The 24,972-nt window shown below is 36.4% G+C and carries 26 protein-coding genes; 16 read left to right on the top strand and 10 right to left on the bottom strand.

All coding sequences use genetic code 11. The annotated features are described in order from the left end of the window. Positions 1–741: 741 nt before the first annotated feature. Entirely contained in the window at positions 742–1,371 is a 630-nt protein-coding gene (locus tag AN161_RS07275) for a hypothetical protein (protein WP_241774517.1), read from the bottom strand. A gap of 540 nt (positions 1,372–1,911) precedes the next feature. Between AN161_RS07275 and AN161_RS07270 the strand changes: the two genes are divergently transcribed. Beyond that, a complete protein-coding gene (locus AN161_RS07270; protein WP_053593702.1) occupies positions 1,912–2,139 on the top strand; it encodes a PC4/YdbC family ssDNA-binding protein in 228 nt (75 codons plus the stop codon). Between the two features lie 580 nt (positions 2,140–2,719). Here AN161_RS07270 and AN161_RS07265 read toward each other — a convergent pair. Next, positions 2,720–3,346, bottom strand: coding sequence for a nitroreductase family protein (locus AN161_RS07265; protein WP_053593701.1), 627 nt, complete (start codon positions 3,344–3,346; stop codon positions 2,720–2,722). 131 nt (positions 3,347–3,477) lie between these two features. Further along, entirely contained in the window at positions 3,478–4,722 is a 1,245-nt protein-coding gene (locus tag AN161_RS07260; protein WP_053593700.1) for a ferric reductase-like transmembrane domain-containing protein, read from the bottom strand. 206 nt (positions 4,723–4,928) lie between these two features. On the opposite strand from AN161_RS07260, the gene AN161_RS07255 reads away from it, so the two are divergent. From AN161_RS07255 to AN161_RS07230, 6 genes are all read left to right on the top strand, one after another. Then, positions 4,929–5,417: a metal-dependent hydrolase gene (locus AN161_RS07255; protein WP_053593699.1), complete on the top strand. Its 489-nt coding sequence runs from the start codon at positions 4,929–4,931 to the stop codon at positions 5,415–5,417. Positions 5,418–5,815: 398 nt separating this feature from the next. Further along, positions 5,816–7,189: an APC family permease gene (locus AN161_RS07250; protein WP_053593698.1), complete on the top strand. Its 1,374-nt coding sequence runs from the start codon at positions 5,816–5,818 to the stop codon at positions 7,187–7,189. A 212-nt stretch (positions 7,190–7,401) separates the two neighbouring features. Continuing rightward, on the top strand, positions 7,402–8,874 hold the full coding sequence (locus AN161_RS07245) for an aldehyde dehydrogenase family protein (protein WP_053593697.1): 1,473 nt from the start codon (positions 7,402–7,404) through the stop codon (positions 8,872–8,874). A gap of 71 nt (positions 8,875–8,945) precedes the next feature. After that, a complete protein-coding gene (locus AN161_RS07240; RefSeq protein ID WP_053593696.1) occupies positions 8,946–10,121 on the top strand; it encodes an iron-containing alcohol dehydrogenase in 1,176 nt (391 codons plus the stop codon). A 145-nt stretch (positions 10,122–10,266) separates the two neighbouring features. Then, the gene (speB, locus tag AN161_RS07235; RefSeq protein ID WP_053593695.1) at positions 10,267–11,277 is read left to right on the top strand and encodes an agmatinase; all 1,011 of its coding nucleotides are present in this window, start codon (positions 10,267–10,269) and stop codon (positions 11,275–11,277) included. Positions 11,278–11,551: 274 nt separating this feature from the next. Then, positions 11,552–12,382: a MerR family transcriptional regulator gene (locus AN161_RS07230; protein WP_053593694.1), complete on the top strand. Its 831-nt coding sequence runs from the start codon at positions 11,552–11,554 to the stop codon at positions 12,380–12,382. A 208-nt stretch (positions 12,383–12,590) separates the two neighbouring features. On the opposite strand, the gene AN161_RS07225 is transcribed toward AN161_RS07230, so the two are convergent. Then, positions 12,591–13,412: a squalene/phytoene synthase family protein gene (locus AN161_RS07225; RefSeq protein ID WP_241774516.1), complete on the bottom strand. Its 822-nt coding sequence runs from the start codon at positions 13,410–13,412 to the stop codon at positions 12,591–12,593. A gap of 197 nt (positions 13,413–13,609) precedes the next feature. On the opposite strand from AN161_RS07225, the gene AN161_RS07220 reads away from it, so the two are divergent. From AN161_RS07220 to AN161_RS07205, 5 genes are all read left to right on the top strand, one after another. Beyond that, complete coding sequence (locus AN161_RS07220) at positions 13,610–14,344, top strand: SDR family oxidoreductase (protein ID WP_053593692.1); 735 nt, start codon at positions 13,610–13,612, stop codon at positions 14,342–14,344. Positions 14,345–14,774: 430 nt separating this feature from the next. Next, positions 14,775–15,611, top strand: a complete 837-nt coding sequence (coaW, locus tag AN161_RS07215; RefSeq protein ID WP_053593691.1) for a type II pantothenate kinase — start codon at positions 14,775–14,777, stop codon at positions 15,609–15,611. A gap of 185 nt (positions 15,612–15,796) precedes the next feature. Next, entirely contained in the window at positions 15,797–15,985 is a 189-nt protein-coding gene (locus AN161_RS07210) for a hypothetical protein (protein WP_049667178.1), read from the top strand. 23 nt (positions 15,986–16,008) lie between these two features. Next, positions 16,009–16,149, top strand: a complete 141-nt coding sequence (locus AN161_RS30120) for a hypothetical protein (protein WP_198926852.1) — start codon at positions 16,009–16,011, stop codon at positions 16,147–16,149. A gap of 101 nt (positions 16,150–16,250) precedes the next feature. Next, the gene (locus tag AN161_RS07205) at positions 16,251–16,586 is read left to right on the top strand and encodes a DUF3889 domain-containing protein (protein ID WP_053593690.1); all 336 of its coding nucleotides are present in this window, start codon (positions 16,251–16,253) and stop codon (positions 16,584–16,586) included. 164 nt (positions 16,587–16,750) lie between these two features. On the opposite strand, the gene AN161_RS07200 is transcribed toward AN161_RS07205, so the two are convergent. After that, entirely contained in the window at positions 16,751–17,284 is a 534-nt protein-coding gene (locus AN161_RS07200) for a TetR/AcrR family transcriptional regulator (RefSeq protein ID WP_053593689.1), read from the bottom strand. A 169-nt stretch (positions 17,285–17,453) separates the two neighbouring features. On the opposite strand from AN161_RS07200, the gene AN161_RS07195 reads away from it, so the two are divergent. Beyond that, positions 17,454–18,884: a DHA2 family efflux MFS transporter permease subunit gene (locus tag AN161_RS07195; RefSeq protein WP_053593688.1), complete on the top strand. Its 1,431-nt coding sequence runs from the start codon at positions 17,454–17,456 to the stop codon at positions 18,882–18,884. 307 nt (positions 18,885–19,191) lie between these two features. On the opposite strand, the gene AN161_RS07190 is transcribed toward AN161_RS07195, so the two are convergent. Beyond that, positions 19,192–19,746, bottom strand: a complete 555-nt coding sequence (locus AN161_RS07190) for a DJ-1/PfpI family protein (protein ID WP_053593687.1) — start codon at positions 19,744–19,746, stop codon at positions 19,192–19,194. A gap of 246 nt (positions 19,747–19,992) precedes the next feature. On the opposite strand from AN161_RS07190, the gene AN161_RS07185 reads away from it, so the two are divergent. Both AN161_RS07185 and AN161_RS07180 read left to right on the top strand, forming a co-directional pair. Continuing rightward, complete coding sequence (locus AN161_RS07185; RefSeq protein WP_053593686.1) at positions 19,993–20,391, top strand: MarR family transcriptional regulator; 399 nt, start codon at positions 19,993–19,995, stop codon at positions 20,389–20,391. Between the two features lie 5 nt (positions 20,392–20,396). After that, a complete protein-coding gene (locus AN161_RS07180) occupies positions 20,397–21,587 on the top strand; it encodes an MFS transporter (RefSeq protein ID WP_053593790.1) in 1,191 nt (396 codons plus the stop codon). 53 nt (positions 21,588–21,640) lie between these two features. Here the strand turns inward: AN161_RS07180 and AN161_RS07175 are convergent, their stop codons facing one another. The 3 genes from AN161_RS07175 to AN161_RS07170 all read right to left on the bottom strand — a co-directional run bounded on the left by AN161_RS07175 (position 21,641) and on the right by AN161_RS07170 (position 23,290). Continuing rightward, complete coding sequence (locus AN161_RS07175) at positions 21,641–22,255, bottom strand: NlpC/P60 family protein (protein ID WP_053593685.1); 615 nt, start codon at positions 22,253–22,255, stop codon at positions 21,641–21,643. 243 nt (positions 22,256–22,498) lie between these two features. Next, positions 22,499–22,738 carry a hypothetical protein gene (locus tag AN161_RS28665; protein WP_143114662.1) on the bottom strand — a complete coding sequence of 80 codons (240 nt, stop codon included), beginning with the start codon at positions 22,736–22,738 and terminating at the stop codon, positions 22,499–22,501. A gap of 159 nt (positions 22,739–22,897) precedes the next feature. Then, a complete protein-coding gene (locus AN161_RS07170) occupies positions 22,898–23,290 on the bottom strand; it encodes a ribonuclease HI family protein (protein ID WP_053593684.1) in 393 nt (130 codons plus the stop codon). Positions 23,291–23,447: 157 nt separating this feature from the next. Here AN161_RS07170 and AN161_RS07165 point away from each other — a divergent pair, with 157 nt between their 5' ends. After that, positions 23,448–23,639: a zinc-finger domain-containing protein gene (locus tag AN161_RS07165; RefSeq protein ID WP_053593683.1), complete on the top strand. Its 192-nt coding sequence runs from the start codon at positions 23,448–23,450 to the stop codon at positions 23,637–23,639. A gap of 343 nt (positions 23,640–23,982) precedes the next feature. On the opposite strand, the gene AN161_RS07160 is transcribed toward AN161_RS07165, so the two are convergent. Further along, complete coding sequence (locus tag AN161_RS07160) at positions 23,983–24,966, bottom strand: SEC-C metal-binding domain-containing protein (protein WP_053593682.1); 984 nt, start codon at positions 24,964–24,966, stop codon at positions 23,983–23,985. Between the last annotated feature and the right edge of the window lie 6 nt (positions 24,967–24,972).

Here is a 24,972-nt window from a genome sequence, read left to right as displayed (position 1 = left end):
CATCCACCGGAGGCTTTATCTTCATTCAGTAGGCGTTTGAACCCCCACTGAAAAGGAACCATATTTTCATTCATTTCACCAACTTCAGAGGTGGGAGTCTTCTGCTGAATGAAGATAAACCCGCTCGTGCCCAAACCATCTTACAGAAATATGCTAATGACAATGCTATCCCTACAGAATGGCAATTCGATCAGCTTTTAGATTCCTTGCAACTTAAAATCGTCAATGAGGTGAAGCGTGACTGTAAGCAAAACGTAATCGGTGCATTTTACGGAGATACAGCAGGGGTATTTTATGAATTTGACATCAAACATGCATATTTTCGTTTCAACAGTCCTGTCTATCAATTCATGAAAAAATACCAACGAATTTTAATAAATTTAACAAATTATCATTTAGTCAAATACCTCGAAAAAGTGAATGATGCCACAAGTACAATGGCTCTGCTCTCAAAAATAGAGGTGATTTCAAAACGTAGTTCTTTAGAGACGTTTTACAAAGTTCTTACGCAATTTGAACAAAATCGATGCTTCTATTGTAACTGTGATTTATCAACTAGCCGACGAAAAACACACGTCGACCACTTCATTCCGTGGAGCTTTGTTCAAACTGACTACTCCCACAGCTAAAGCAATGGGGTTCTTATATACTTAAGAGAAGCGTTACAAAGCTCTCCACAGATGGTGTTGCCATGTCCTGTGTACAACATCTTTGATTTATCTTCTGTTCCATAAGACTTTCTTATTTACACAACGTATGTTTGCCACGAATCACTTTTTTGACTAGACGACAATATTTAATGGTATGAAGAGCAAGGGATTCTTCTACAAACAAATCTTGTTTACGAATACGAACAGGAAGGGTTAATCCATTCCAATAAACAATATTCTCTTTAAATCGAATGCCTGCTTTATTAGATTTCCCTTCAACAGAATGAAACATTCCGTACCGTTTAAAGTGTGCTTTGCTCCCTTTAAATAGAACTTCTTGAACCGCTCTCCAGACAGTAGAGGCGATTTTCTGAGAAGTATTGCTATCTATATGTTTTTTATAGTTATGTTGATGCTTTTTAATATACGCATGCAGTTGATATTCACTTAATCCAAAAGATTGACGAATGTTATCTAATTCTTTTGCGATCTGCTTCAATTCTTTTGAATCATTCGTTTTTTTCGCTTTTTGATAGCCACGTAATTGTTTTCGATAGTGTTTTGAATCTTGCATGAAAGTATATTGTTTTACTGCATAAGACAAAGTTGTATTATAGAGTGTACGGGCAATTTCAAAACGTTTTAATAGGATATCCTTTTGCCATGTATCTATAAGTAACTTGAGTTCTATAATAAAACAATCTTTCTTCCATTTCGTCATTACCCGTCACTCCTTTCTTTTTTTGATTATTCACAATATACAATATAAACATATGTTCTATAAAGAAAAAAGCACTTCATTCCTCCCACCTCTGAAGAAGTGGGCTTCCTGAAGCTCACTTCTGTGATAATTTATGGAATTTAGTGTTGTCGTGTAATGATTGTAACTTACATAAAAGTGACAAAATCACAACTCGATTTTATTTAGAATCCATGCTCGAAAGAAACCATAAGTTAGTGTCAATTGTTAGAGAACCAACTTATTTTTATACATATGAAAACAAAAAACTTGTGGATTTATATGATTATTCAATAATGAACGGATATACGACGTTATGGGAGCCAAGGAAGGTACACAAGTTTAAGAAATAATTTGATTTTATTACGGAAGAACATTGAATAACTCCGACTAAAACTAAATATCCATTATTCAGATTACACGTTTCTTAGAAAGTGTAATTATTTCAAGCATTGTCACGTTTGATAATCCTATTATTTCAAGATATAGTTCTTAATACAGATACAATAAGGAGGAAGGCATGTGGCAGAAATTAAATACGAAATTATTGAAACAATTGTGGTATTATCGGAAGGCAATAAAGGCTGGAAAAAAGAATTGAATTTGATTAGCTGGAATGGTCGTGAACCGAAATACGATATTAGAGATTGGTCGGAGGATCATACAAAGATGGGGAAGGGTGTTACATTGTCACTGTCTGAATTACAGCTTTTGAAAGAGTCGTTAGCTAAATTGTCAGACTTAGATTAATATACAGAGGTACTTTTTAGTGTTGTTTTAGGCTAATTACGTAAATCGGGATTCATGCTCATGAAGTGCGATAAATGTAGAGTATAGCCTTTCACCTGACTAATGATACAGGTGGTAAAAACATAAGTAGCAATTTTTAATCTTCTGAGGATTTTCCATAGAATATATTTCGTAAAATTGTTAGACTAACAATAGCAACAATTCATAAAGCAGGTGGCGGCTGAACTCCCTATTGAAAGGGGGTGAGGCGATTGACAGTATTTGAAGCATTTAGTTTGATTGTACAGTGTAGTCTTTTGCTAATTGCAGTACTTACACTGATGCTTAGCATTATTGTCTCTCAAAATAAAAAGAAATAGCCCCCTGCCGGCTAAGTAAGGTGACTATTTCTACAACTTTAACTTGGTCAGCCGCTATGTTTGCGGCATGATTGTTGCTTTGACTGGATGTTGACGCATCCAGTCTTTTTTATTCTATATTTAGTGTATCATATTTATTCTAAATAAAACATTTTATCTTGTGAAAGCAAAGCGACAGCTAATTATACAAAATTGTAATTGATACAGTCTTTATCTTTCGATTAAATGAATTTTGCAAGGTCATTTAGCTCTAAACGAGAAGAGCCGTAAGCTGCTACTGCTGCTTTTCCGATAGCGATTAAGACGATTGGCACTAGATTATCTGTTAATTCAAAGCGCTTTGCAAAAGCCTCTTTATTGAAGCCACCCATTGGTACTGTATCATAGCCCATGTCTTTTGCTAAAAGCATGATTTGCATGGAAATTAAGCCCGCATCAAATGTAGCTATATTTTTTAGAATTTCTTCAGGAAGGTTTGGATATAGCTTTAATGAATTTTCAATCATCATATTTTTTGTTGCTTCATCCATATAGCCAAGCTCGAAGTTTTTTGTATAGACTTCCTCTACATTTTTGTACATTTCAGTATCGCCTAAAACCGCAATGATGGCAGAGGCAGTTTCTACTTGCTCCTGGTTATTAGCAATCAAGCGTAGTTCTTTTTTTACTGCCTCATCTTGGATCACTAAAAAGCGCCAAGGCTGTAAATTGCTTGATGATGGAGCTGTTGTTGCCTCTATAAGTAATTCCTCTAATTCAGATTGAGGGATTTTATAATTTGCTTCATATTTACGAACAGATTTACGATCATGCATTACTTTATTTAAATAACTTTTTGTTGTAGTCATGTTAAAAAGTCTCCTTTATTATTGATGAGATTTACTATACGATATACTTTTCTAAATTCCAAGTAAATTGCTCGAATTAGAGAGTTTTGATTTAATTATATTTATAGACTATATTAATTTTTCATTATTAATCACTTAAATTTAAATGCTTCGAAGTCAACGTTAATATCTCTATTGTAAGATTTGAATTGCTTGGCAAAGCGTTTCACCATTTTTTCAGGGCCACACATAAAAATAGTTGTATGTGCTTGTACTGAAAAATTTTCAAATGAAAGTCTGTCCATCTGGGTAGTATCAATAAAGTTCACTTTGAATTGTTGGTTAGTTTTTGCATACTCCTGTAAAAATTCTTTATAGATAGCATTGTCTTGACCATGATAAGTGTAAAATAATTCAATATCACGATCGACGGGTTGTGATTGTAAATAGGATAAAAAAGGAGTAATTCCTATGCCACCTGCTATCCAAACTTGTTGTTGTGTCCCTTTTTCAAAGTTTAAATGACCATAAGGACCATCAAGTGCGACTGGTGTATTCAGTTGAACTGAATCATATACTTTTTTTGTGAAATCACCAAGTGCCTTAATAGAGACAAATACTTTTTTTCCGTCGCCACCTGAAATTGAAAAGGGATGAGGCGCCTTTTCTATGCCATCTTGCAAAATCTTGATAAAAATAAATTGTCCATGTCGATACGGTATTGTTTTATCAAGTGTTATCTCCAGTTCAATAACATTGGGCCCTATTTTTTTGATTCCCGTAATGTTGCCATTATATTTAAAAAACATATCCTGATACATCGTCAACATATATAATGCTGACATAAATCCAATAGTCGCCGTTATTGCGGTAAAAATTCCTAAAGGTGTAGGTTGCAATAAATCGTATCTGCTTGAAAAATAGGCATGATAAATTCCAAATGTATAAGGGATAAGCAATAATCGATGAAAGATCCGCCAGTGCTCATATTTTAGAAATTTAGCCAAAAGCGCAATCAAAATTAGTGCTATGAAACCATATTGGCCAAGTGATCCCAGTTCTTTCGCAAATTCGCTGAGTGAAGTTCTTTGTACTTTATCCCAGTGGGGGACCAGACCTTGTAATTGCCCATGAATAACCACTAATACTAGTGAAAGTATGGCTAAATATTTATGATAAAAATAAACATTTTCTAGACCATGGAACCAACGCTCAAAAAATTTCATTCTTGTTGCTAACAAAAAGACAAGAAAGAAGCCTGTGATGGCCATGCCTCCAATGATGTGACTGAGCCTGTTAACTGCCTGGATAGACTCTATAGGTGTAGCAAAATACCACAGTAAAGCGCTACTGCTCATTATTAGTATGATAAATAAAATGCCTTTAATAGATTTCATAAATAACCTCCAATATTCATTTTTATCTCTAATCATCTTACATATACAACGAGAACCTGAAATGTTTCTGATATTTTTAATTTTATATGAGAGATTTTGTGAGTAGGTATAAAAAAGGGATTGTGTGTTCGGAATATATGTTCCCTTTCGCGCTGGAGTGTGTTAAATTAAGAAGGGTGAAAATATAGAGACATAAGGAGCAAATAATGCAAGGGAATACACATATTATCGGGGGCATCACGGCTAGCCTTGCTTTTGCACAAATTTCTAATGATAATCCGCTTGTTTTAGTAGGAGCAGGTGTTATCGGTGCATTACTTCCGGATATTTGTCATAGTGGTAGTAAAATCGGGAGGAAGTTTCCCATCATATCAAAAACTGTGAATTCGCTGTTTGGACATCGTTCCTTTACACATAGTTTGCTTTTTTTATTTTTGATTTGGATGCTACTACATACATTTATACCTTACGAATCCATTTCGCTAGGTATTTTATTAGGAATGGCAAGTCATATTTTCCTTGATATGGGCACGAAGAAGGGTGTTAAGCTGTTCTTCCCAGTATCTATTTCAGTACGCCTACCACTTACTACAAAAACGGGTAGTAAAGTTGAAAAGGTAGTATTTATGTTGTTAACGATGCTTTCAGTCTTTTTTAGCTATGAAATGATTGTTAAGCTTATTGATACCGTTTAAGCAAAGGAACCCAATATTAGAGTGAGATGCTCCTTCTTAGGTAGACAGATAAAAGATCTGTTTATCTAAGGGGGAGTATTTTTTTCTTCATTCAGAAGTGAAGCGTTAATCAATGTCTACTAAAAATAGTAGCAATTCATCATGAAAGGATTTTTTGAAAAGTTTTGCCCATCTAAAGTAATATCATAAAAAAATAACCCTCGTAGGATATGTAGCTTTACCTCGTTAGAGTCCTACTTATTACTGCATTTTGCTGTATTTCTACGGAGAGTTTTTTCATTAACGAAAATTATAATTTGGTTGTTGACCTTTGTGTAACACAAACCTTTATAGTCAATATCAACAGAAATCAGAATCTTTGAAATATTGAAATTACAAAGGTGGATGGGGGAGCTATTATGAAACGACAAACATTAATGCGAACACTGACTTTGTCTCAAGTTGTATTTTTAGGGATTGCGTGGAATAACCCGATGGTATTCTTCAACACATATGGAATTGCAACTGTCACTTCCCAAGGTGTCATTATGGGGGCGTATATAATCGCTTTTCTTGCAATCCTGTTTACTGCTTTTAGTTATGGAAAGATGGCAAAAGCATTTCCAATCGCGGGATCGGCTTATACATTCACACAAAAATCAATTAATCCACAACTTGGGTTTCTTATCGGTTGGACAATCATGTTGGATTATATGTTGACACCAATGGTCACTTGTTTAATGTCTACTGTTTTTTTAAATGCAATGTTCCCTGGAGTCCCTCACGCTCTGTGGATTACCTTATTAACTGCAACTATAGTAATACCTAGCATCTTGGGTGTTAAGTTCACCGCATCCACTGGTAAGATTTTTGTTATTGCACAAGTCATATTTGTTTGCATTTTCTGGATTTTAACTATCAAAAGTTTATTGGCGGGTGTAGGAGCAGGGACACTTTTCTCTATTCAGCCTTTGTTCAATGCAGAAATCAAATTGCCAGTGATTTTGGCAGGAGCATCAATTCTTTGTTTCAGTTTTCTTGGCTTCGACTCTCTTACTACATTGTCTGAAGAAACAATCAATCCAGAAAAAACAATTCCTAGAGCGATTATCATCATGTTGTTGACAATTGGTGTGCTCTATATCGGATCGGCTTATTTGGCACAATTGGTTCACCCGGGCTTTGCATTTGAAAACACAGATTCTGCAGCTATGGAAGTTGTCTATTTGGTCGGTGGGAATTTGTTCAAATCCTTATTTGTTACCGCGGTCATTTTAGGGAATTTCTCTTCTGGTGTAGCTTCTACAACAAGCGCATCCCGTGTGTTGTATGCAATGGGGCGAGATTCTGTACTGCCTAAAAAAGTATTTGGCCATATCCATTCACGCTTTAAAACACCGTCAACTGGAATTATTGTCATCGGAATCATTTCATTGCTCGGTATCGTGCTGACACTCGATCAAGTCATTAAGTTTATTAACTTTGGAGCACTTATTGCTTTCGCGTCAGTTAATTTGTCTGTCATTGCTCATTATTTTATTCGGAATCGTATGCGTTCCTCTTTCACTGAATACATGCGTTATCTGGTTATGCCACTCATTGGAGCAGGATTTACGCTTTGGCTATGGTCTCACTTAGAGGTGGATGCATTGATTCTTGGAGGCATTTGGATGGCAATTGGCTTTGGGTATTTAATTTATATGACAAAGTTTTTCAGACAGGGATTGCCTGAATTCAGTTTCGATAAGGAGATTATTCCTGAAAATATTCTTGCAGAAGACATAAAAATGTAAAGGCTTACAAGGGATGATTCTCCTGTTATTTACAGGTAGGATATGTAATTGAAGGGGGTGAGGCTATTCGCGGAAAGACAGAATTACGAAAATGAGAACAGCTTTATTTAAGGTTATGAAACTCCTACCACTTATTGTAATCTCTTGTTTTGTAGGAGAGGTTAAATGTGCATTTAGATAAAATATGGCTAATTAATTAGGAGGTTAGTATAATGCTAAATTTAAAATTGTTTATTAATGGTAAATGGTCAGATTCAGTGAACGATGAAAAACGTAATATTATCAACCCAGCAAACAACGAAGTGATAGCTGAGGCATCGAGAGCAAGTGTTGAAGAAACGAAGGATGCCATTGAAGCAGCACGTCATGCATTTGATTCAGGTATTTGGTCAGACATGCCGGCTTCTGAAAGAGCATCCTATTTATTCAAAATTGCAGATAAACTTGAGGAGAATGCATCTGAGCTGAGTACACTTGAAATGTTGAATACAGGAAAGCCTCTTAGGGAAGCGGAATTCGATATTGGGGATGCTGTGAATTGCTTCCGATATTATGGCGGCCTCATCACTAAACCAAACGGTCAAACGTATTCCGTTGCCGATCCGGTACAGGGGCTTATTGTTCGTGAACCTGTAGGTGTTTGTGGTCTGATTGCTCCTTGGAATTTCCCATTATTGACAGGAGCGTGGAAAATTGCGCCTGCGCTTGCAGCGGGAAATACGATCGTGTTCAAACCATCTGAATTGACGCCAATTACTACGATCAAGCTCTTCGAAATTCTTGAAGAAGTAGGGATTCCAGCAGGCGTTGCGAATTTGGTAACCGGAGGAGGTTCGACTGTCGGTAATGAATTGGCTGAAAGCGATAAAGTCGATATGGTTTCATTTACTGGCAGTACAACGGTAGGTAGATCAATCATGAAAGCAGCATCAGGAAATATTAAGAAAATCGCACTCGAATTAGGTGGTAAATCGCCAAATATCGTCTTCGCTGACGCAGATTTTGATACAGCGGTCGACTATGCGCTTTATGGGATATTTATGAACGCGGGTCAAGTATGTAATTCAGGATCGCGCTTGCTCATTGAGGAAAGCATCCATGACAAATTCGTTGAAAGCCTGATTAGTAAAGCGAAAAAAATACGTGTCGGTCGCGGTGATGATCCGTCGACTCAAATGGGTGCTCTTGTTGGTGAAGATCATATGAACACAGTGCTAAATTATATTCAAATCGGCATCGATGAAGGTGCGAATTTGGTTTTTGGCGGAAAACGGATTACAAGCGGTGGACTTGATCGTGGTTATTTTGTCGAGCCGACAATATTTGTAGATACAACGCCTGACATGAAAATTGTCCAAGAAGAGATCTTCGGCCCTGTGCTAGTTGTCCAAAAGTTCAAAAATGAAGCAGAGGCTATAAAGCTCGCGAATGATACGCCATACGGTCTTGCAGCTGGGGTGTTCTCTCAAGATGGTGCTAAAGCTTTACGGGTTATTAAAAAAATTAGAGCAGGTATTACATCCATTAATGCATACAATCTTGCTTACAACGAAGCCCCATGGGGAGGATATAAGCAGAGCGGACTTGGTCGTGGATTAGGTACTTTCGGCTTGGATGAATTTTCGGAAGTGAAGCAAATAAATATCAATTTAGAAGTCAGTCCGACCAATTGGTTTGAAGGGTGACCAACAAAACAAAGTGAATTTCGTAAAAGTAATTCGTTTGTCATATGAAAAATTGAAAGGGGAAATGATGAATGGTATGGGATTTTAATTTACCGACTTCTATTGAATTTGGTAACGGGACAGTTAACAATGTCGGGAAAAGAGCGAAAGAGTTGGGTAGTCAAAAAGCGCTAATCATTACTGATAAAGGGCTTGCACAAACAGGAATTTTGAAAAGGGTAACAGATTCATTGGAACGGGAAGGGATTCCTTTTCTTGTTTATGATGAAATTACACCGAATCCGAAAGACGTTGATTGCGTAAAAGCCTATGAACAATTTAAAAATGAAAATATCGATTTATTGCTAGGTCTTGGTGGTGGAAGTTCAATGGATACTGCTAAAGCGATCGGGGTACTTTTTACACATGAAGGGGAGCTTAAAGATCGCTATGGTTTCAATCTGTTGGAGCGCGATATAACATCTCTTATTTGTATCCCAACCACATCGGGTACTGGTAGTGAGGTGACGACAGGGTCTGTTATCACAGATACGATCACTAAACAGAAAGAAGCTATACTTGATATAAAATTAGCTCCGAAATTGGCGATTGTGGACCCTGAATTGACACTGTCTTTACCTAAATCAATTACCGCTGCTACTGGAATGGATGCATTGACGCACGCAATCGAAGCTTTTACGAGCAATATTGCTGAACCGATTTCTGATGCACTCAGTCTTTATGCTATCGAAATAATTGCTAAGTATCTTCCACTCGCTGTAGAAAACGGTAACAATTTAGAAGCAAGACAAAACATGCTTGTAGGAAGCTTGATTGCAGGTATGGCGTTTACGCACGCTGACCTGGGTGCGGTGCATGCGATGGCAGAACCGCTTGGAGGGCTGTATGACACACCACATGGAGTGGCAAATTCCATTTTCCTTCCTCATGTATTTGAATATAACATTCCGTCCAACCTGGAAAAACATGCGACAGTTGCGTTGAAACTTGGAGCAACCGCGGAAGGGAAGACCTTGGAGGAAATTGCCCAAGAAGGTGTTGTATTGTTGCATGAACTTGCAAGTAAAATTGGCATTCCGCAATTTCGGGATGTAGATAATGTTAACCCTGATGATTTCGAATTTCTTGCTGAGGGAGCATTTAATCATTTGTGCACAATTACAAATTCTCGTAAATTATCGAAAGATGACTACTTGAAATTGTTCCAAAAAACTTATGAGATGGAAATGAAACATTCATGTCAATAACCTCATGATCGCTGGGGGCTCCAAGCCATAACGTGAGATGTAACTTCTTTCAGCAAATGTTTTATGTACCGAAAGTGCAACGGCAGATACAAATATTCTTTGTAGAGAAACAAGGCATAAATGATTGATAGTAGGGGGAATAATCATGGTTAATTACGATGAGAAACAATTTTTGAATTTGCCATTTACAGGGATATGTACGTTTGGGAAATATCCGATTTGCTCCGATTTGGACCAGCTAGATGCCGATGTAGCGGTCATTGGGGTGCCGAATGATATGGGTACCCAATGGAAATCGGGTGCAAGAATGGGACCGCGGGGAATCAGGGAAGGATCGACGCTATACAGCTTCGGATTAGAAGGTGCTTATGACATTGAAAATGATATCATGTATCTCGGGCCAGATTGGAAAGTAGTGGATTGTGGCGATGTCGATATGGTTCATGGAGATCTAATGCAATGTCACGAAAATACAGAAGAAACAATCCGTAAAATTGTCTCAAAAGGGGCTATGCCAGTAGTTCTAGGAGGAGACCACTCTATCACGGCTGCGGTAGGAAAAGGACTAAAAGAAATAGGTCCATTTCATGTCATTCAAATTGATGCTCATCTGGATTGGGCGGATCACCGCTCAGGAATGCGATATGGCCATGGAAGCTGCATCCGCCGTTTATCAGAGATGGATCATGTACAGAAAATATTCCAATTAGGAATTCGTGGAATTAGCAGCAGTAAAAAAGAGGATGTTGATGCTGCAAGAGACTACGGTAGCGTGATTCTATCTCCACGCCAAATGAGAAAAATGGGGATTGAAGAAGTGCTGGAACAAATACCAGCAGGAGAAAGATATTATGTGACAATTGATATCGATGGATTGGATCCATCAATCGCTCCTGGCACGGGTACACCTTCTCCGGGCGGCCTTCTTTACGATGAAGTAAACGAATTGTTGGAAGGGATTGCAAAAAGGGGAGAAGTGATTGGATTTGATTTAGTCGAAGTGGCACCTCCTTATGATCCTACTGGCATAACAGGGCAAGTAGCGGCTCGCATCATGCTGGATTTGCTCAGCTATGTCTTAAAAGAGAAAGAGAATAAGAAGGCGAGTATAAATGAAAAAAGTACGAAGAATAAGACGGTTGTTGAACTGAAATAAAGTGTTCAGAATTTCACTTGACAAATAGTCAGAAAAGATTGCATAGTTTGAATTATGGGTGCACTGAAAGGTCAAACTGAGGATTCAATCAACTTGTAAAGGTATGCTAATTGATTTTTGGAGAAATTAAAGTAGGCAAGAACGTATCACTTATTTTAATAAGATTATAGAGTGTGTGGTAAACTAATCAAACTTTATTATAATTTGGTGAGTTTTTCTATATTCCTACCACAAAAATTTTAGCAGTCTATAAATTTTTTAGGAGGTAAGCTGATTGAAAGAAAAACTGACTATCGGAGAAATGGCAAAGCTGCGAGGATTGACTTCGGAGACATTACGCCACTATGACCGGATCGACTTGTTCAAGCCACAATATATCGACCCTCATTCAGGATATCGATACTACTCCATTTTTCAGTATGAAATTCTGGGTACCATTAAAGAACTAAGGCAACTTAGGATGACTACAGATGAGATCAAGGAATATCTTAATGAACGCAATTTCAGTAAATCGTTAGATATCATGAAAATCAAACACGCAGAACTTGTTTCAAATCTGAAAGAATTGAACGAGATGGAAGAAAACATCAGGGGGAAGATTGCCTATTTGGAACAAGTGGAAAGAGAAAGTGAACTTCAGAAAGTCATATTCCGTGAAATGAAAAGTAGGCGATTACTTACCTTGCATGAGAAAATCAATAATAACTTCGAACTTTGTTATGGTGTATTGAATTTAGAAAATATGCTTACGGAGAAGACACCGATTCTTGCTACCAACAGACTTGGCATTATTATCGAAGAAACGAATCTAAAATTGGGACGTTTTGAGGAACCTTCCACTATTTTTATTGTGGCAAAAAACAAGGAAGATATTCCAAATACATATCAATTAACGATTCCAGGGGGATTATTTGCATGTATCCGTTACAATGGAGAATTATTGTCGAGTCGTAGTGAAAGTTTAAGAAAAATACTTCATTATCTTAACAAAAACAGCTATCAGATCACTGGTGATGCATTGCAAATCATGCATCTAGATATTACGATTACGGATAAACCGAATGAGATCACCTTTGAAATCCAAGTTCCCGTTCGAAAACTATGATGCATGACAAACTTGTGAGAAATTATTTTAGTGAAACCATTTTTATTAAATTTGTTGTATAAATTTTCTTGATAAACAAACATTGGATTTGTAATAAAAAACGAGTAAACGGCTTAAGCCTATTTAATTACAGGCTCAAGCCGTTTAAATATTTTATAATGGTCACTGTCTACTTGATAGGTGGTTCATTTAAGGTAAGGCAACGGTTCTAGTCACCTTGTACCTCTTCGACAGTTTGCTCAACCTCTGCTCGTGTCATTTTTTCACGACCATCTTGCATCGCCTTCAATGTTTTATGGGCTAATGCAAGTGGTAATCGACAGAATAATAATACCGTTCGTTTATTAATATCTTTCATATAAAGATCAGCTTTCGCAAGGTTTTCCTCTGCGTATGCAAATAAATCCTCGCGTGTCCAGTCATCAGGAACGAAACTTACTCCGCGCTCATCCATATCCTCATGCTGATTACGTAAAATATTCACAGCTTGTAACCCGCGTCCATAGCCAATTGCTAAATCGCGATCTGTTTGAATGTCTGCACCCCACGCCCAAAGCTCAGACAGCATTGTCCCAACAAGCCCAGCAACGTAGTATGTATAATCATCTAAATCCTCTCGCGTATGCACTTGCCAGTTTGCCTTTGCCCATTTTGCCATGCCAAATGCCATTTCACTCGTTGAAGCTTGGACAATTTTACGTGAGCCTTCAGGACAAAATGTTAACCAATCCGCTAAACGAAGAGATACTTCAGGTAGCTGATTTGCATACGGTGCTAATAATACTTCATAAGCCTCGACATTAAATGTATCCTTTAATAATTCGCTTATTGCAGTTAGTAAATCGAATTTTACATCATTGGAAAGTTCTTCATGGTCCTCAATTTCATCTATAGCACGCATAGCTAAATATGCAGCAGCTACTGACAATTTTAAATCATTTTTTAAAAAAGTAATCGGTATATAAAAAGTGCGGCTCGTTTCTTTTAAAACTTGCATCGCTTCTTTATAAAGTTTTTTTTGATCTTTCACTTGTATTCCTCCGTTCAAATGGTAACACATCTATAGTATATCGTATCGTAAAAGTGCTGAAAGATAAAACAGATTGTTCATTTTATAATCATATTCTTTGAAAGCGCTTTAATAAAATGTTATAGTTTAATAGTAAACTATTTAAAGGTATACTTTTAAAGGTGGAATTTATAGGATAAAGAGAGGGAGTATTATTGATGGGACGCTTAGATAACAAGATTGCAATTATTACAGGTGGTGCATCAGGGATGGGCGCAGCGATGGCAAAATTGTTTGCGAAAGAAGGTGCTACAGTAATTGCCGCTGATATTAACGAAGAAAACCTAACAAAAATTTCTGAGCTAGAAAACGTTGAGGGAATGAAATTAGATGTTTCTTCGGATGACAACTGGGCAGAAGTAACGAAAGCGATCGTTGAAAAGTATGGCTGTATTGATATTTTAATTAATAATGCTGGCATTTCGACTGAAAAGGGTCCGGATCAAACTTCACAAGCCGATTGGACAATTATGCATAATATCAATGCTTTCGGTCCATTCTTAGGCATTAAACATGCTTCAAAATATATGAAAGAAGCTGGAAAAGGTTCAATTGTTAATACATCTTCATATACAGCAATCATTGGCGCGGGCTTAAATGCCTATACAGCATCTAAAGGATCTTTGCGTGCAATCGCTCGAGCAGCAGCTGCTGAATTAGGTGCTTTCAATGTACGTGTAAACACCGTCTTCCCTGGTGTGATTGAAACACCAATGACAGCAAAATTGTCCGAAGCAAAAGAAGCAATGGATATGCTTGTACGAGCTACACCTATGGGCAGACTTGGACAACCAGAAGAAGTTGCAAACGCTATTTTGTTCTTAGCATCAGATGAGGCTTCTTATATTACTGGTAGCGAACTAGTGATTGATGGTGGTTATTCAGCTCGCTAATTAATAGAAATTGATAAAGAAGTGAAAATGCATTAAGTGCATTTTCACTTCTTTTGTTTTTTTAGTAGAATAATGTTAAAGTTATAAAAATGCGACAATAATCGCGTGAATAATAAAAAGATTTTGATATTTTAAGTGTTTTTTTCATGAAAGTTTGCTAAGTTATTGCACAATTATTTCAACAGCGTTAAAGTTTAGGAAGGGCAAATATGCAACTACACTTTTCGAGTAATTGTAGCTGCCGATTTGCTTTCGGTACTGAACAATACATCGGATTTTGGCACATTAACTCCTTGCAAAATCCGTGACATCTGTGAAGGCATGAACGTTATTCAACTGGCCTTTAAACGCCTCTTGAATAAAAGCAAAATCTAGTATATATCTCACCATCTGAAAATAGAGATTGTACGTAAAGTCAAAGGAGAATGGTATGCCAAAGGCTATAGGTATTGATGCAGGAGGCACATTGACAAAAGTTGCTTATTTAGATGAGCAAAATGAGCTTGTTTTAATAACTTTCCCGTCAAATGATTTGCTTGCTGTGAAAAACTGGATTTTTAATCATCCAGATATTGAGGATATTGGTGTTACGGGGGGGCGTACAGAACAATTACTTGATGTCATTAAAGCAATGAAATCGATTCATTATATAGTAGAGTTTGAAGCTACATTGAAGGGCGTTCGATTTTTGTTGCATAAAGAAGGGTACTCCTTTGAACGTAGTATGATTACGAATATTGGTACTGGTACTTCGATTCATTATATGGAAGATAATACGCATATTCGTGTTGGTGGGACAGGCGTTGGCGGTGGAACATTGATTGGATTGTCAGCGCTTACAACTGGAATCACGGATTATAATGAAATACGAGAACTGGCTTCTAAGGGTAATCGAGAGGATATTGATTTACTTGTAAAGGATATTTATCAAGGGATGGACACACCTATTGATGGGCATTTGACAGCTAGTAATTTTGGGAAAGTTGGTATTACAGAGTTTGTCAAACATCCAACTGAAGATATTATTGCAACTGTACAAGGGCTTGTCGGTGAGGTTATTACTACACTTAGTATTCAATATGCTGAGGAGAAAAATACCCAGCATATCGTTTATATCGGTTCAACTTTAAGTAATAACGATCATCTTGCACATGTTATTGCCAATTACACACGTACGAAAAAGCATACACCTGTCTTTATAAATGACCACGGTTTTTCAGGTGCAGTCGGTGCTTTATTAAATATAACTGAATATACGATTGTCTAAAGAATAACAATGTACATTACTAATTATTATTGGTGATGTACATTTTTTTATGCTGTAAATTTTAGTAACGTCTGAAGTAATCCCCAAAGCATAAATCCTTCTATCCTGAGCACATTACAATTAGGAGGTGAATATCCGTGGGCAATAGAAACACCAATGGGAACAATAAAAATAACAATAAAACAATGAATGTTAGAACGCATAATCCTTTTGATACCTACAAAAAGATAGACCTCGATAAATCAAATAGTAATAACAATAACCCGAATGACAATCTAAATGAAGAATTCGCTGCAGAATTTGATGCGAAAGCCAAAAATAAAGATAATAAAACGAACCATAAGAAGAATCAACAGTCCAACAAAAACAAATAATCGAAATATGGGAGGCTTAAATAATGGCAAAGAAGGGTAAAACAAGCTTCAAAAAGAAAAAGAAAGAAGATACACATAAAAGAAATGATCGTGAGGAATACTCAGCAGAATTTAATCAAGTTATTCATAATAATCCTCAACAACCAAAACAATCCAGTAAATAATTAAAAAAATTGCTCCTTAAGTAGTTGTGAATACTTTTGGAGCACTTATTTTTTGCTGTTTTGACGACTTTATGCAAAAAGAAGGCAAGAGGTGGATTCATTTGCGAAGATTTTGTGTAATACTAGGAATTTTTCTTGTATTCCTTGCTGTGCTGTTACACTTACCAACAACAAATGCTTATGCTCAACAAGAAATACCAGCTCATGCGAAATGGGGAAAGGTAGCAATTAAAGAGGCACAGGCAAAATATCCTCAAGCTAAAATTCTAGATTATTTGCATGAGGGAAGTGAAGTTAATGAAGATTCAACTATTGAAAAATTTAAGCTTTGGCTAAAACAAAGTGACAAGGAATTCGGTGTACATGTAAGAATCAAATATGTAACGCATACGAACAAAGTGTTACATATTGAATTACAAGAAACAACCACTTCGTAAACAGCAAATATAGAATAGAATCGAATAATTTACGTTTTATAGTGACTATAATTATGAGCAGTAGCTAACGTAGTGTACCATGACCAGCAAAGCTAATTTAGCCGCGCTGGTCTTTTTACATGAAAAGAAATTTAGAAAGGTGAGTAAGGATATTGCCAAAATAATTATCGATATAATTCAAGAATTTGATTTGCTATATATTCGGAGCTGAAATGAACCCCATTTCTGAGCCACCACATGAGTATCCCAAGTATTGAAGAGGCGAGAATATCCATTGATAGAGTACTATCAGCGCCTTCACTTTTACGTTGTATGACAATCAAGTCCTTTAATGTCATATGCATTTTTTTAATGAAGCCAGGGTGCTCAAATAGCACAGCTAAAATTTTTCTATGCTTATAAAAGTAATCTAAAAACGTAATTAATTGCTCTTGATTATTTAAATTATCAATTTGTAAAGTGGGAGACATTTTCGACAACAAGTCGTCGAAAATATCGTAAACTACTTGCTTTAATAAATCATTAATATCTATAAAATGTAAATAAAAAGTTGCTCGATTTAGCTCTGCACGCTGGGCTATTTTTTGTACTGTAAGTTTCGAAATATCTGGGTTTTCGATTAATATATCTACGACAGCTTCTTTAAATACCCGTTTAGAGCGAATAGCTCGTGGGTCTTGCTTTTTGTGTGTGGTCAATTTAATTCTCCTTTATCTATTAAATGTAAATTTAGTTAATAGTATTTTAAATTTTGTTGTTTAATTGACACTTCTTGAAAAATTGTAAATAGGAATCAAAAAATAAACGTGTTATTATCTATTTTATTGACATAGTGTTAATAAAACAAGTAGAAAGAGGAATAAAATAATGTCGGAAACAATAAATAAAAAAGTACTATTAACAGTATTAATTTTAGGGTGTTTTTTATCTACACTAAATCAAACACTGTTAAACGTTGCATTAAGTAATTTAATGGACGTATTTTCCGTTTCTGCTACAACCGTTCAGTGGTTATCTACTGGCTTTATGTTGGTAAACGGGGTGCTAGTCCCTATTACAGCATACTTAATGAAACGTTTTTCTACGCGCCAATTATTTATAAGTTCAATGTTGTTTTTATTAATGGGCTCTATCTTATGTGCAGTAGCACCAAACTTCACGACCTTATTAATAGGTCGTATGATTCAAGCCATTGGAGCAGGTATTATTATGCCATTGCTAATGAGCATAGTGATGTTTATTTTTCCTCCAGAAAAAAGAGGCAGCATGATGGGGTTAATTGGATTAGCTATGATTTTCGCTCCAGCCATTGCACCAACATTAGCAGGTTTTGTAATAGATTATTATTCATGGCGTTGGTTATTCATTGGAATAATTCCATTTGTCGTGATCGTTATATTAATGGCTATGAAATATTTAATTAATGTTTCAGAAACAGCAAAAACGAAGTTAGATGTAATCAGTGTTATTTTATCAACTATTGGCTTTGGTCTTATTTTGTATGGTTTTAGTAATGCAGGAAGCCATGGTTGGGATGATAAAGTAGTAATAGTTTCTATACTCGTGGGGATAATGACTACGGCAATATTCTGTCTTCGACAAGTTAAATCTTCTGATCCACTTCTTAACTTATCCGTTTTTAAAAATAAATTATTTACTCTAACGTCCATCATCAACATTCTTGTTACAATGATGATGTATGCGGATATGATTTTATTACCAATGTATTTGCAAAATGGAAGAGGGTTTACTGCTTTAGACGCTGGTTTATTATTATTACCGGGTGCACTTGTAAATGCCTTTATGTCTCCAGTGACAGGAAAAATGTATGACCGCTTTGGTGCAAAGCCGTTATTTATTATCGGTTTGGTTTTTGTCATTCCTTCAATGTGGGCTGTAACAGATTTAACAGAAACAACAACCTATAGCTTTTTAATGATACGGACCATTTTTCTACGTATAGGGTTGAGTTTTATTACAATGCCATTGAACACAGCTGGTTTGAATGCCTTACCTAAGACACTTGTAACACATGGTACAGCAGTGAATAATACATTACGCCAAATTGCAGGTGCAATTGGATCTGCAGTCGTTATTACAATTTTCACATCACAAACGACAAACCATGCGAAAACATTGCTAGCAGAAACACCAAATGCTCCGGCTGAAGGTATTCGAACACTTGCTTCAATCTTAGGTTCAAGTGATGCCTATTATTTCATGACAATCTTAGCTATAATTGCATTTGTTTTAACTCTATTTGTTCCTTCTAAAAATAAGTTTAAACAACAATCATAATTATTAAGCATTCAAAATTTTGGTTACTTTAACTGAATTAGTTTGTGAATGCATACCTTCAACAAATTGGTGCTTTGTTGAATAACAATTAACCAACTTTAAAGAGCCTTACTACAATAAAGTGTAGTAAGGCTCTTATTTTTTATAGGCGGTTTTTGTTTATTTGGGACATAATTAAACGACTTATTGTTGTTTCAACATACTTTCGGGTGATACCGTTTTGGTTAAAACCATGGAGTATGCTCTTTTTCATACAAATCCCACCTTGTAAAGAAGAGGATGCCTTATTTCAGGCATCCTCCTTTCGTTAGCTTTCTAGCTTCTGAATAAATTCGCGCATTAATCCAGGTAAGTCCGGCCATGCATGACCACTAACTAAATTGCCGTCTGTATGAAGATTAGCATCGATATACGTTGCTCCTGCTACTTGAACTTCCGGCTTGCAGGCAATATAGGCTGTTAGCTCACGTCCTTTAAGTACCTCAGGAATGGTCGCGAAAATTTGAGCTGCGTGACATACAGCAGCAATTGGTTTATTTGTTTCAAAGAAATGGCTTACTAGTGATGGAACATGTTCATTTAAACGAATATATTCTGGCGCTCGCCCACCAGGAATAATAAGTCCGTCAAATTGTGCTGGATCTACATCTGCGAAGGAAGAGTGTGCTTCTAAGCCATATGCTGTACGCTCGATGTACGTATCGACTCCATCGACAAAATCGTGCAATACAGTTTGTAATTTCTTTGCTGATGGTGCTGCAATCGTCACATCATAGCCAGCCTCTAGACAACGATAATAAGGATAAAAAATTTCTAAAGCCTCAACTGCGTCTCCTGCAAGTATTAATACCTTTTTTCCCATGAATCCATCTCCTTTTATTGTAATCTAGTAGCTTAATTCGACACTTTCAAAAAATTCCCTTCTGATATTTTAGAAAAACTACTAGAAGTAGAGAAATCGCTGATAAAATGGATCAAACGCCAGTAGATTCACAATCTTCTTTGCTAAAGTACGTCATCATGTCGCAAATAACGTGCTTTACAATGAAAAAAATGAAGCGTATAGTATTTATTTAGCTAGGTAAATAAATTCAGGGAGGTCGATAAAATGAATCCTATATTTCATGCTTTATTCCAAAAAAGTCGTTATTTAACGAATTGTTTAAATGAAGTACTGAAACAGCATAATTTGTATAGCTCACAATGGGCTATTTTATATTGCTTACATAAGCACGGGCCAATGACATTAACACAAATCTGGAAGTATTTAAATGTTGAGGCACCAAGTGTAACAAGAGCAATTACGCGACTCGAAACTTTAGGATGGGTGGAAAGAATAGATGGTGAAGATAAACGGGAAAAAATTGTTACCTTATCACCATATGCAGAGGAACGATTACCTGCTATTACTGAAACTATTTTAGCTTTTGAGGAAGAAATGGTAGGATCACTTACTGTTGAAGAGCAACAGCAATTTATAATTTTATTGGAAAAAATGAAAGGTTGATTGACATGCAGCAAGAGGGGAACACAAAAATCTGGACGAAGCGGTTTATTAGTCTCTTTTTAACAAATATCTCGGTATTTTTTGTTTTCTATGGATTGGTCACGACTTTGCCGCTTTATGCGATTGGTGAGCTGCACCAGACAGACAAGGAAGCGGGATTGTTACTGTCGGGGTTTTTATTATCAGCCATTATCGTTCGTCCCTTTTCAGGTAAACTATTAGATGTCTTTGGGAAGAAAAAGCTTTTAGTTATTTCGATTGCCGGCTATTTTTTATGTACGGTTTTATATTTATTCATTCATCCTTTTGGACTTTTACTAGGATTACGTTTTATTCAAGGTATCTTCTTTAGTATTATTACAACAGCAGCTGGGTCTTTAGCTGCGGATATTGTGCCAGCAAATCGTAAAGGTGCAGGTCTAGGCTATTTCACGATGTCTACTAACTTAGCAGTAGTAATTGGGCCATTTATCGGTTTACTGCTTATTCAATATAGTAGCTTCAATGTACTTTTTATTGTTATGAGTATTTGTATATTAGCAGGGGGTATCCTAGCTGTAACTCTGAATACAGATGATTTACCCAAGCCTGCACATCAAGGTAAATTGACATTTAAATTTGATGATTTATTCGAACGTAAAGCACTCCCAGTAGCGGCTATTGCTAGTTTAGTAGCTTTCTCATATGCAAGTGTTTTATCGTTTTTATCAGTGTACGCACAGCAAAAAGATCTAATGTCTGTAGCAAGTCTTTTTTATGCAGTTTTTGCAGCTGCTATGCTTATTACACGCCCTTATACAGGAAAGCTTTATGATACAAAAGGGCCGCAATTTGTTATTATTCCTGGTATTATATTCTTTGCAATCGGGCTTGTTATGCTCGCATTTGTCGCAGGACCGGCATTATTTTTATTTGCAGCCGTTTTTATTGGATTTGGCTACGGGGCAGTGACAACAAGCTTACAGGCATTGGCTGTACAATCTACGGCACATACGCGCAGTGGTTATGCAACTGCAACGTACTTTACGATGTTTGATCTCGGGATTGCCCTCGGTTCTTATATTTTAGGGATAGTGGCAGTGCAAGCGGGCTATGCTTCTGTTTATCTAACTGGTGCAGGGCTACTGGTCTTTGTCTTTATCATTTATTTAGTACGTTTAGCAAAAATAAAATCCAAAAAAGTAGCACATGTATAAGTTTACAGCATATAGAAAAAACAGTTGGGACGCCCCAACTGTTTTTTCTTTTACTATAAACGACCATATCCAACAAAGTGCTTTTTCCAATAAGAGCTATTGATGTTAGCAATATTAACGCCACTGTCACTTGCATTAATCATTTGATTATTTCCAATGTAAATGCCTACATGTGAGATACCAGCTTTATATGTATTAGCAAAAAATACTAAATCACCTACTTGAGGTGTACTTACTTTTTTAGCTGTATTGTAAAAACCTGCTGCTGACGTACGAGCTGTCGGAATACCAGCATTATTAAAAACGTAAGTGATATAGCCAGAGCAATCAAAACCTGTGCTCGGTTTACTTCCACCAAATGTGTATTTTACACCTAATTGTTGTTTAGCAATTTGTACTAGGTTAGTTGTTGGTTTAGGTGCAGAAGCTACCGAGGTATTGAGGTTTAACTTTTGTCCGACGCGAATTGTTGTAGAAGATAAGTTATTCATTGTCATCAATGTTTGATAAGAAACACCGTGCTGATTGGCAATTTTCCATAAAGAATCACCAGATTTTACTGTGTAAGTTGCTGCTGATGCTGTGTCAATCGTTGAAAAAAGTACAGAAGAACTTAATGCCAATGTAGCTAATTTCAATCCCCATCTATACTTTTTATTCTTTTTCATAATATGTATCCTCCTAAAAGCGTTAAAACTTATAACTTAATATATAAATGATATTAACATTGTAATATTACAGTTATATGTCAACAAAATAACATTAAGGATACAAATAATACTTATAATAATTAGAAAATTACTACATTTTATAGCTCATCACCAAAAGGTGGGGTGACTTTTGTTAAAACGTATGCCATATATCTAAGTTGATTGGAACGGAGAACGTGCGACCCCTTAGAAATCACAGCGTCACAGACAAGACCTAGGAGTGATTGCAGTAGATAAAAGCATCATATAGAAACCATTTGTTACTGTCGCTTCGCTTTCGCACAGAAACCATTTGTTGCTGTCGCTTCGCTTTCGCACAGAAACCATTTGTTGCTGTCGCTTCGCTTTCGCACAGAAACCATTTGTTGCTCTAAGCGGCTCATTGGAAGTCAAGGAAATCAATCCCTCGTTATGGTGATGAGCCCACATTATTTCTTTCATTGGTTGTCTACATCATTTCAATTACTTGTTTATGTAAGAAAACGGAGATGATAAAAATAAAATATTGGGGGATATTAAGTATCTGAATAAAGTGGGGGCGGATGAAGAGAAGGAGACTAACTCTTGTTTTAAGGCAAGGGACAGTCCCCATAAGGTGGTTTAATTTTTTTCTTTTTGAATCGCTTTACGTGCAAGTGCATCTGCAGCTTTATTTTGCGCATCTGGAACCCATTTGATGAAAAATAAATCGAAGCTACCTGCAAGTGTAAGTGCCTGCTCAAGATAAGGTTTAAATTCCTCATTTTTCACATATTCTTTTTCCATAGAGGCTACAACAATTTTTGAATCAGAGCGCACTGAGACGAGGTTTGAACCAAGCTTTTGTGCTTCTTCAAGGCCACGTACTAAGGCAGTAAACTCGGCAATATGGTTATTGGCTTGCCCTATATACTCGCTGATTTGTATATGATGGCCTTCTCCTTTAATAAATATTCCAATACCACTGGGACCAGGATTTCCTGCACTAGCAGCATCTATATTTACTTCTAACATAAAATCCCCACTTTTTGATTTAGATTTTACATTAATTGTACATCAATATATCTTAGTTGTTGTTAAATATGGATAAACAAAATAGTTGCTTGTTCAAAATGTTCACTTCATAATAGTAAGAAGCGAAATTTGGACGTGAAAGGAGCGAGAGTTCAAATTGGATAAAGTGACGGTTATGAAAGATATTGATGAACTGCATGATATGTATTGCGCTGATTGCTTAGTGATAAAGCAATTACGAAAAGAGCGTGGTAAACCTGGAGCTCATCGTTTTTGTATTGAAGCCTGCACAGTAGGGGAGCGACTACAGTTTCTTGGAGAAGAACTCTTGAAGGTATATAGTAAATAATTTTTGTAAAAGGATACGGCAAAAGATACCATATAAATGGTCATTGGGACTTACACATAAAACGTATCAATTAAGACAATCATAAGTACTAAATGGACAATGCTATAATAAAATACAGCTTAGTGCTAAAAGTTTCATTTTTGTTCCAAAAAGAAACATATTTACTAAATTCAATGCATAAATAACAATATGTTCGGAAATAATAGAATTGGTTGGTTACCATAGAAAAAAAGCTACCTTGTTGTTGGCTCTGCCGATAGCAAAAGTAGCTTTTTTCTATGTAGACTAAAATGCGCCGCACACTCTAAGACTTAAAGCGTGCGGCGTAATTCTATTTTAAGCATTATTTAGTTGCAGCATAGTTACTTAAGTCTTGATAATATTTTGTGAGAGAGGAAGCTGAAATATCGAACGTCGCCGCAATTTCTTTTACTGTCAATGATAGCGACTCGAATAGCTCTTTTTCCTGACCATATCGAATCGCGCCAGCAGCAATAGCAGCCTCTTTACGTGCAGATGGTTGTCCTTCAATTAAATAGTCCTCTAAAATCTCTAACATAGGAGCTGTTTCACGATCATTTTGCTCAAGGAAATCTTTAACTTGTGTTAGTACATTGCTCTCAAAGTTAGTGAATTCTTCGCCTTTATAACCATTTGAAACAAGTAACTCCCAGAAGGATAAATGCTCTTCTTTTAAGAATGCTCCAACCTTCTTCTCTGACGCCTCAAAATTTTTCTTCAATTGCTCAAATACCTTTGCATGGTCTTCAGGGAAGAAGATAAGCGTTGAAACAGCTAAATAATGCTCTGATTTTTTTGTACCATCTGGTAAGATGAATGCAAAAACATGCATACCTTCAGGAATTGGCTTGTCATTTTCGCGACGAATATAAATTTCTTCATTTGTTAACACATGTATAGCCTTGAAATATTTTTCTTCTACAACTGACACCGAACCAATAAATAAATTAGGTTGTGACCAGCCTTCTAGCACTTTTAAGGTAGAAGGTCTTACCGCTTTTTTCTTCGTTTTCTTTAAGTAACATTTCCAAATAGATGGATCTTGATGGAAGAAGAAGTCGTCTAACGCGATTGCCTCAATTAGCTCTCTTTGTAGTACGCTCTCTAATTTAGGCTGCCATGTGCCTACATGCTCGATATATGCACGAACATCTTTGCGTTCAGGATATTCTAAGTAAAATGTTTGTAATACACGCTCTAATTCTTCGATTGCTACAGCTTCAACTGTAACCTGCTGTTTACCTTCACAACATTTTTTATATTTTTTGCCGCTACCGCATGGGCATGGATCATTACGTTTTACCATAATTAG

The sequence above is a fragment of the Lysinibacillus sp. FJAT-14222 genome (assembly GCF_001278875.1).
In the GTDB taxonomy this organism is placed as follows: domain Bacteria; phylum Bacillota; class Bacilli; order Bacillales_A; family Planococcaceae; genus Lysinibacillus; species Lysinibacillus agricola.
Note: the sequence above shows the minus strand (reverse complement) of the source record. Positions and strands in the feature narration are given on the sequence as shown.